Raw genomic sequence first — 8,411 nt, forward strand, 5'->3', positions numbered from 1 at the left:
CACTATGAGACAGACCTGGCGCTGGTTCGGCCCCAAGGACCTGGTATCCATCGATGATATGTTGCAGGCAGGAGTGGAAGGCGTTGTAACAGCCCTTCACCATGTTGCGACGGGCGTCGTCTGGTCGCCTGCAGAAATTGAAAAGCGAAAACAAGACATCGCCTACATGAAGAACGGGGAAGCCTCCGGTCTTCGGTGGGAGGTCGTTGAAAGCCTTCCGGTTTCTGAGGATATCAAACGCCAGACGGGTGATTGGAAAACACATATCGCAAACTGGAAGACCTCCATGCGAAACCTGCGTGATGCAGGTGTTGAGGTCATCTGCTATAATTTTATGCCGATCCTCGACTGGACGCGCACTGATCTGGCGTATCGATTGCCAAATGGCGCCACCTGTATGCGCTACGACGCGATTGATTTTGCAGCCTTTGATTTGTTTCTTTTACAACGCAACGGCGCATCGGATGATTATAGTCCAGAGGTCTATGAGGCGGCACACAAGCGGTTTGCAGACATGCCTGAGGCACGACGTCTGGAGCTCTCGGGGAATGTCGTGTTTGGCTTGCCCGGTGCCGCTGAACGCATGTCGATGGATGATGTGAAGCGTCATCTTGCGCATTACGACAATATTTCGCCTGAACGTCTCCGGGGGCATCTGATTGATTTTCTGGCAGAGGTCAGCCCGCTGGCAGAAGAACTTGGTGTGCGTTTATGCTGCCACCCGGATGATCCACCGTTTTCGCTGCTTGGTCTGCCGCGCATCATGTCGACCGAAGCCGATTATAAGGCCGTGATGGATGCGGTGAATATTTCGGCAAATGGCATTACGCTTTGCACCGGATCACTGGGCACACGCGCTGATAATGATCTGCCGGGTATGATGAAGCGGCTGGGCGATCGGGTGCATTTTCTGCATCTGCGCAATGTCGCCCTTGAAGAACCGCATCTTGGTGGATCGTTCCATGAGGCCGCTCATCTGGAAGGCCATACCGATATGGTTGCCATGATTGCAGCCATTCTTGCCGAAGAAAATCGGCGCAAGCTTGCGGGCCGCGCAGACTGGCAAATTCCAATGCGGCCTGATCATGGTCAGGACATTCTGGATGATCTGAACAGAAAAGCGCAGCCGGGTTATCCGTCCATTGGTCGGTTGAAGGGGCTGGCGGAATTGCGCGGGATCATGACCGCCCTGTCGCATCCAGATGTCAGGGTGGTGGAATGACAAGACTTTCGGCGCAGGCAAATCTGGGTGCATCGGCCAGTTGGCCTGCTTACACACCGCAGAACCATGGGGCTGGAATTGTCCATTTGGGGCTTGGCAATTTTGCACGCGCTCATCTGCTTGCTTACACCGATGCTGCTCTCGCACAAAATGGCGGCGACTGGCGTGTTATCGGCGTATCGCTGCGTGGAACGTCTGTTGCGGAGAGTTTAAATCCACAGAATGGTCATTACACGCTGATCACACGCGGCGCGACCACAGAGGCACGGGTGATCGGCGCGCTTGAACGGGTATTGGCCGGACCTGATGTTAGTGGCGATGCATTGGAAGCCATGGCATCTCCTGGCTGCCGTATTGTCAGTTTGACGGTGACGGAAAAAGGATATGGTATCACCAGCGATGGTCAGCTTGATGATAGCCATCCTGCGGTCGCTTTCGACCTTGCAAATCCTGATGCGCCCAGGGGAGTGATCGGACTGATTGTCGGTTCTCTGAACCGCAGAATGCATTTGGGATTGCAGCCATTCACTGTGTTGAGCTGTGATAACCTGTCTCATAATGGCGAGAAACTGCGCAACGCAGTCCTGACTTTTGCACGCAAAACCCACGGTGAGACGCTTTTCCATTGGATAGCAAACAATGTCAGCTTTCCTTCATCCATGGTCGATCGCATTACACCCTCATCAAATGCCGATACGACCAAACTGGCCGGAGAACTGAGCGGGCGGGACGATCATGCAGCAGTCGAAACCGAGCCATTCACGCAATGGGTCATAGAGGATCAATTCTGTGCTGGACGGCCAGAATGGGAATGCGCTGGCGTCCTGTTTGTCGATGACGTGACGCCATATGAGCGCATGAAACTTCGCATGCTCAATGGTGCGCATTCCATGCTTGCCTATAGCGGGCAATTGGCCGGAAAAGCACTTGTACGCGATGTTATGGCTGACCCTGATCATGCTGCCCTTGTTCGGCGCCATCTTGCCGCAGCGGCCGCGACTGTCGAAGGACTAACGATTGATCTTGATGAGTATGCTTCAGCATTGGCCGAACGATTTTCCAATCCAGCGATAGCACATTCTACGGCACAGATCGCGATGGATGGGACGCAAAAGCTTCCTCAACGCATAACCGCACCGGCAATGGAGACGATTGCAGCCGGCGGATCCACGCGCCCTTTTGCATTTTCCTTGGCGGCCTGGCTTGCTTATCTTGTTCGCAAAGATAGGTATGGAAATCCGCAAGCATTGAATGACCCGCGTGCAATGGAGCTTCAGAGCGCCTTAAAACATGCGGCAACTGCGGATGATATAATTCGCTCAGTTGCGCTCGTTTGCCCTGAAATTCTTCCAGAGACGTTAATCAACGGCGTTTTCGGCGCCATGCTCAGGGATATGGTTGATGGCATCCAATCCGAAGGCATGGCCGCTTTCATCAAGCATGAGGCACAAAGGGCTGAATAAAGCATAATCTGCCCGAAGCGAAAGTCATGGGATTATGCTTTGACGCCTTCTAAGCAGCAGCCTTCATATGGTAGGTAACCTGCTGATAGGGTATTTTTATTCCCGCCTCGTCAAAAGAGGTTTTAACAGATTTGGTGGTGTTGCGAACGACGTCCCAATAATGATTGCTGTCAATCCAATAGCGATAGCACAAGATAACAGCACTATCGCCCAGCTCATCAACAAAGAAGGTGGGCTTTGGCTCTTGAAGCACTCCCTCCTGTGACAAGACAATCTTCTGAATTATTGAGAACGCATTATCGATATTGTCGTCGTATCCTATACGCACTTTGAAGTCGTGCATCCTCATCTTGAGGCGGCTATAGTTGATGACCGACGTGTTCCAAAGAGTTGAATTCGGAGCCATAATGTAAACGCCGTCATAAGATTTAAGCTCTGTTGTAAACAAGCCTATCTCTTCAACTGTGCCGACAACACTGCCTGCACTTATAAACTCCCCAACCCGAAACGGGCGAAGAACAAGAAGCATAATGCCTGCCGCAATGTTTTGAAGTGTGCCCTGCAAGGCAAGCCCAATGGCGAGGCCTATTGCGCCCAATGCTGCAAGGATTGAGGCAGTCTGAACGCCAAATTGGCCCAGAACCATCACAAAAACGATGGCAAGAACACTGTAGCGGATGACGCCGCCAAAAAACTTTGAAATTGTCTTGTCGAGGCCGCGGATGCCCGATAGCGAGGTGACGGTCCAGCGTTGAAGGGTTCCCGCTAAAATCCACCCTGCACAAAGGATTACAATTGCGCCCAGGGTTGATAGCGAATAGCGCAAAAGCAGATCGGATATCTGGAACAGAAATTGATTGGTGCGTTCAAAGACTTCGGTCGCTTTTTGGTCCATTATTCCTATCTCGATTGTTGGTATTTAAAATTCTCACGTATCGACGATCACATGTCGGCTGAATGCTCCGGTGCGCTGTGGACCAATTGCGTTTCTGGTGTGTGAACCAATGCGAGATAGCGCTCGAACTGAACCAGAACGTCGGAGATCAATTGATCTTTCGTCATGCCCATGACATCGTAACCTCGTCCTCCACTCGAAAAATACGTTCTGGCTTCGTAGCGAAACTCAGGTTTTCCCACGGCCATAGCGGAGAAAGCGGGAATCTGGTGCGAGGCTGGCATTATCCCATAAATGAAGTCGCGAACGCCTTCCGCCGATGAACGCAGTGCAATTGAACCATTGTCTTCTGTGGCGACAACGGTGTCGCGTCCTCGATTGTTGAGTTCCGTTGCGACTTCGGAAAGCGCCTTCATTGCCGGGCCTTCGATAAAAGCGGACACTTCACGCTCGGAAGGTGCATGCAGCATCAACGATAACCGGCGTTGCCAGGTCAGGCCAGACGCCGGTTGTGCCGTGGGAGTGGTTGGAATTCCCGCATGTGCGACCTGTTGGGCGAGGTCGGCCCGCATCCCTTTGAAGAGCGACCAGACAAGAACGAGAATGACGATAGAAAATGGAAGTGCGCTTGCAATCGTCACAGATTGAAGTGCACCCAATCCACCCGCAACAAGCAGGCTCGCGGCAACAATGCCTTCAAGCGCGCACCAGAAGACCCGTTGAGCGGTCGTTGTTTCGGTTTCACCACCGGCGGCAATGGAATCCACAACCAAAGAGCCAGAGTCTGACGAAGTGATGAAGAATATTGCCACCAGAATGACCGCAAGCGTCGAGGTCAATGTGGTCCACGGCAAATATTCGAAGAAATGAAACAGGCCGACCGAAACGTCTGCCGCTATCTCAGCGCCCAGCTTTCCGTTGGCAACAGTGGTGTCAATCAGGATTGCGGAATTGCCAAAGACAGTCATCCAAAAGAATGTGAAGCCTGCTGGAATAAACAAAACGGCTGTAACAAATTCGCGCACTGTTCGCCCTCTGGAGATACGCGCGATGAACATACCGACGAAAGGCGACCAGGAAATCCACCATGCCCAATAGAAAAGAGTCCAGGCATCGATCCATGGTGTTGGCTGATAGGCATAAATGTTGAATGTTCTAAGAACAATCGTATCCAGATAAAGTCCGATATTTTGAACAAAATCGCGGAACAGCTGCGAAGTTGGGCCCACGACGAGAACAAACAGCATCAGCAAAATTGCAATCAGAAGGTTCACTTCCGATAGAATGCGAACACCTTTATCAAGCCCGGTGACAACGGATATGGTCGCAAGGCCGGTAATGACCAATATTAAAGGAAGCTGAACCTGCAATCCGATGGGGACGCCCGTCAGATAATTAAGTCCTGCATTGATTTGCGAAACACCCAACCCAAGCGAGGTTGCGATCCCGAACATTGTTCCGACAATCGCAAAAATATCAACAGCGTGCCCAATCGGGCCGTTAATCCGTTCTTTTAAAAGTGGATATAATCCCGAGCGGATTGTGAGTGGAAGATTGTAGCGATAACCAAAATAAGCAAGCGAAAGCCCCACGACCGCGTAAATAGCCCAGGCGTGAATGCCCCAATGGAAGAACGTCACAGCCATGGCCTGGCGCGTTGCTTCGATCGAGCGGGGTTCCGCTGTTGGCGGGGCCATGAAGTGAGACATCGGCTCACCCACAGCATAATACATCAACCCGATGCCCATGCCGGCGGCAAAAAGCATCGCAATCCACGACATAAAACTGAAATCCGGTGTGGAGTCGTCCGGCCCTAATTTGAGGCGTCCATATCGCCCCAGACTGAGCAACAGAACACTGGCCAGAAAAATCCCAACAACAAGAAGATAAAACCAACCGAAGTTTGCAAGAATACTGTTTTGCAAAGCAGTAAAAATTTCAGCGGCCTGATCTGGAACAATTACACCGATCGCGAGAAACAATCCTATGATAATAATCGAACCGAAGAATACGGGCGGATTGATAATAAATTTTGCTGGCATTTTCTCTCACAAAATTGGGGCATAAATTCCAAATTTCAAATCTAGGTTTGGCCACAATTTTGTCAATGTGAAAGAGAGTATTTTTTATAGGAATCAAAAATGCATGGCTACACTGTAAAATGTAGAAAATTGCGAATTTTAAATTATAATATAATTATTGCTATAAATTTATATTGTTTAGTTTATTAAATGTATTGATATTTCGATATGAAAATAAACTATTATAGAATTTTCTTTCGCGATTTTATTGGTTTTGAATGGCGATTATCTCTGCCTGCCGCGCAGGATAACAGAGATCCCTTGTGAAAGCCTCTTGGCGTATTTTGATGTGTTTTTTCATGGCCAATCGAGGCACTGAAAAGTTTGAACAAAACTCCCAACAAAGACCGGGCTGCGACACTCACGGTTTCGATGTGAATCGGATCGAACCGCGTTCTAAGAGAGATAAAGGCGGATGTCAGCGCAAGCAAATGAGGGGAATAAATTGTATCCTTTTGCGAATAGGAGTTGACGCAGGCAATATATCCATTATTCTGGATATATGGAAACAGGGGATGCTATAACCGCCTTGGCGGCTCTCGCTCAATCGACAAGGCTCGACACTTTTCGACTGTTGGTCAAGCACGAACCTGACGGCCTTGCGGTGGGAGAGCTTGCGCGCATGCTGGAAGTTCCCCAGAACACGATGTCTGCGCATTTAGCGACCTTGTCTCGTGCTGGTTTGGTGAGCAGCGAGCGCCAGAGCCGTTCAATTATCTATCGCGCTGATCTTGCGCGTTTTCGGGAGTTGACGCTGTTTATGATCAAGGATTGCTGTGGCGGGAGTGCCGAACTCTGCGCACCTCTCATAAAAAGCCTGACGCATTGTTGCGAACCGAAGGTGGTTAAACAGTAACACGAAGCCCACAAATCTGGTCTTCGAACAAATGGACTGATGAAATGACAGATAGGGTTAATAGCGTGCACTTTTTGCGCACGGACAACTTCGCATGTTCAATTTTCGGTGCGACAATCTGGAACGCAGGGGAGAAATAATGTCTACATTCGAACGGTATCTGACCGTCTGGGTAGCGCTTTGTATTGTCGCTGGTGTTGCGCTGGGGCATATATTCCCTGAAATTTTCCACCTCCTTGGCTCTGCTGAAGTCGCAAACGTGAATATTCCGGTTGCCGTTCTCATCTGGCTCATGATTATCCCAATGTTGCTGAAGATTGATTTCAGCGCCTTGAGGCAAGTTACCAAGCATTGGCGAGGAATCGGTGTCACGCTGTTCATTAACTGGGCTGTCAAACCTTTTTCAATGGCGCTTCTCGCCTGGCTATTCATTGGCTGGCTGTTTCGCCCTTACTTGCCTGCGGGTCAGATCGATTCTTATATTGCGGGCCTGATTATTCTTGCAGCTGCCCCTTGCACTGCGATGGTGTTCGTCTGGTCCAATCTGACAAAGGGCGAGCCGCATTTCACGCTTTCGCAAGTCGCTCTGAATGATGCGATTATGGTGGTGGCCTTCGCTCCCATCGTTGGGCTTCTGCTTGGACTCTCGGCAATTACCGTCCCTTGGGACACACTCATTTTATCGGTGTTCCTCTATATCGTTATTCCGGTGATTATTGCGCAAATCCTGCGACGCATTATTCTTGCGCGTGGGCAGCAATCCTTCGATGTAATGCTGAAAGTATTACAGCCTTTGTCGCTGGTTGCACTTCTCGCCACACTCATTCTGCTGTTTGGTTTTCAGGGAGAGCAGATCATCGCGCAGCCTATGATCATCGCGATGCTGGCCGTCCCGATCCTTATTCAGGTCTACTTCAATTCGGGCCTTGCTTACGTTCTGAACCGGCTTTCGGGAGAGCAGCACTGCGTTGCCGGACCATCCGCATTGATCGGCGCTTCTAACTTCTTTGAACTCGCTGTAGCAGCGGCAATCAGTCTGTTTGGCTTCTCGTCTGGTGCAGCACTTGCAACGGTTGTGGGCGTTCTCGTTGAGGTGCCCGTCATGCTGTCCGTCGTCTGGATCGTTAATCGTTCCAAAGGCTGGTACGAGCGTGGCACCAATCAAAAGCCCGCCAACGAAACAGGAAAATTCGAATGACCGTATTAATCTATCACAATCCGAAGTGTGGCACATCGCGCAATACTCTGGCAATGATCCGTGCCAGTGGTGAAGAGCCTGTCGTGATTGACTATCTGTTAAATCCGCCATCGCGTGAACGACTGATCGAGCTGTTAAGGTCGATGCAGATGACGCCACGACAACTGCTTCGAGAAAAAGGCACGCCTTATGCGGAGTTGGGTTTGTCCGATCTGAAGTGGACGGATGATGCGCTGATCGATTTCATGATGGAGCATCCCATCCTTATCAATCGACCAATCGTGGAAACGCCATTGGGCACCAAACTTTGCCGTCCATCAGAGCGTGTTCTTGACATATTGGAGCATCCGGTTTCGTCTTTCACCAAAGAGGACGGAGACGTGATTATTTATCAAAAAAACTCTGTCTAACGCTGCCTGTGAAACCTCAATCAGAGGCGGGTTGCATCTTCGAATGCCTCCCGCTTAGCCTTCAGATAAAGATTGTCAGCGTCACAAGTCGTATTTGTAGGAAGATCAATTCATGGCATTTAGCCCTTATAACCAAGAGTAAATGAGCGTGCATTACGGCCTTGTGTGCTAAGCCTGAGAGTGTCTTAGTGCCCGACTCAAAATTCAAGCTTTGCGATACGGCGTGTCATTCGCCTGATGGATGCTATGAACATCCATGCCTCTGCTGAGGCGATAGAGGCTTCCC

Annotated in this window: 7 protein-coding genes; 5 read left to right on the forward strand and 2 right to left on the reverse strand. The window is 50.3% G+C overall.

Annotation, left to right across the window (positions count from 1 at the left end):
* The first annotated feature begins 4 nt into the window (after nt 1–4).
* Nucleotides 5–1,222 carry a mannonate dehydratase gene (gene uxuA, locus VBH83_RS14475; protein ID WP_265985908.1) on the forward strand — a complete coding sequence of 406 codons (1,218 nt, stop codon included), beginning with the start codon at nt 5–7 and terminating at the stop codon, nt 1,220–1,222.
* Nucleotides 1,219–2,685 (forward strand): mannitol dehydrogenase family protein, encoded by a 1,467-nt coding sequence (locus VBH83_RS14480; RefSeq protein ID WP_265985907.1) that lies wholly within the window; start codon nt 1,219–1,221, stop codon nt 2,683–2,685. Before uxuA ends, VBH83_RS14480 begins: the two co-directional genes overlap by 4 nt.
* Nucleotides 2,686–2,734: 49 nt before the next feature.
* Here the strand turns inward: VBH83_RS14480 and VBH83_RS14485 are convergent, their stop codons facing one another.
* On the reverse strand, nt 2,735–3,580 hold the full coding sequence (locus VBH83_RS14485; protein ID WP_265985906.1) for a mechanosensitive ion channel family protein: 846 nt from the start codon (nt 3,578–3,580) through the stop codon (nt 2,735–2,737).
* A 47-nt stretch (nt 3,581–3,627) separates the two neighbouring features.
* The gene (locus VBH83_RS14490; RefSeq protein ID WP_265985905.1) at nt 3,628–5,622 is read right to left on the reverse strand and encodes a BCCT family transporter; all 1,995 of its coding nucleotides are present in this window, start codon (nt 5,620–5,622) and stop codon (nt 3,628–3,630) included.
* 541 nt (nt 5,623–6,163) lie between these two features.
* On the opposite strand from VBH83_RS14490, the gene VBH83_RS14495 reads away from it, so the two are divergent.
* From VBH83_RS14495 to arsC, 3 genes are all read left to right on the forward strand, one after another.
* Complete coding sequence (locus VBH83_RS14495; RefSeq protein WP_265985904.1) at nt 6,164–6,517, forward strand: helix-turn-helix transcriptional regulator; 354 nt, start codon at nt 6,164–6,166, stop codon at nt 6,515–6,517.
* 139 nt (nt 6,518–6,656) lie between these two features.
* Nucleotides 6,657–7,715 carry an ACR3 family arsenite efflux transporter gene (gene arsB, locus VBH83_RS14500; RefSeq protein WP_265985903.1) on the forward strand — a complete coding sequence of 353 codons (1,059 nt, stop codon included), beginning with the start codon at nt 6,657–6,659 and terminating at the stop codon, nt 7,713–7,715.
* A complete protein-coding gene (gene arsC, locus VBH83_RS14505; protein ID WP_265985902.1) occupies nt 7,712–8,125 on the forward strand; it encodes an arsenate reductase (glutaredoxin) in 414 nt (137 codons plus the stop codon). The genes arsB and arsC overlap by 4 nt, the downstream gene beginning before the upstream one ends.
* The last annotated feature ends 286 nt before the right edge of the window (nt 8,126–8,411 follow it).

It is taken from the genome of Ochrobactrum sp. S1502_03, assembly GCF_044435015.1.
GTDB classification, from domain to species: Bacteria; Pseudomonadota; Alphaproteobacteria; order Rhizobiales; family Rhizobiaceae; genus Brucella; species Brucella chromiisoli.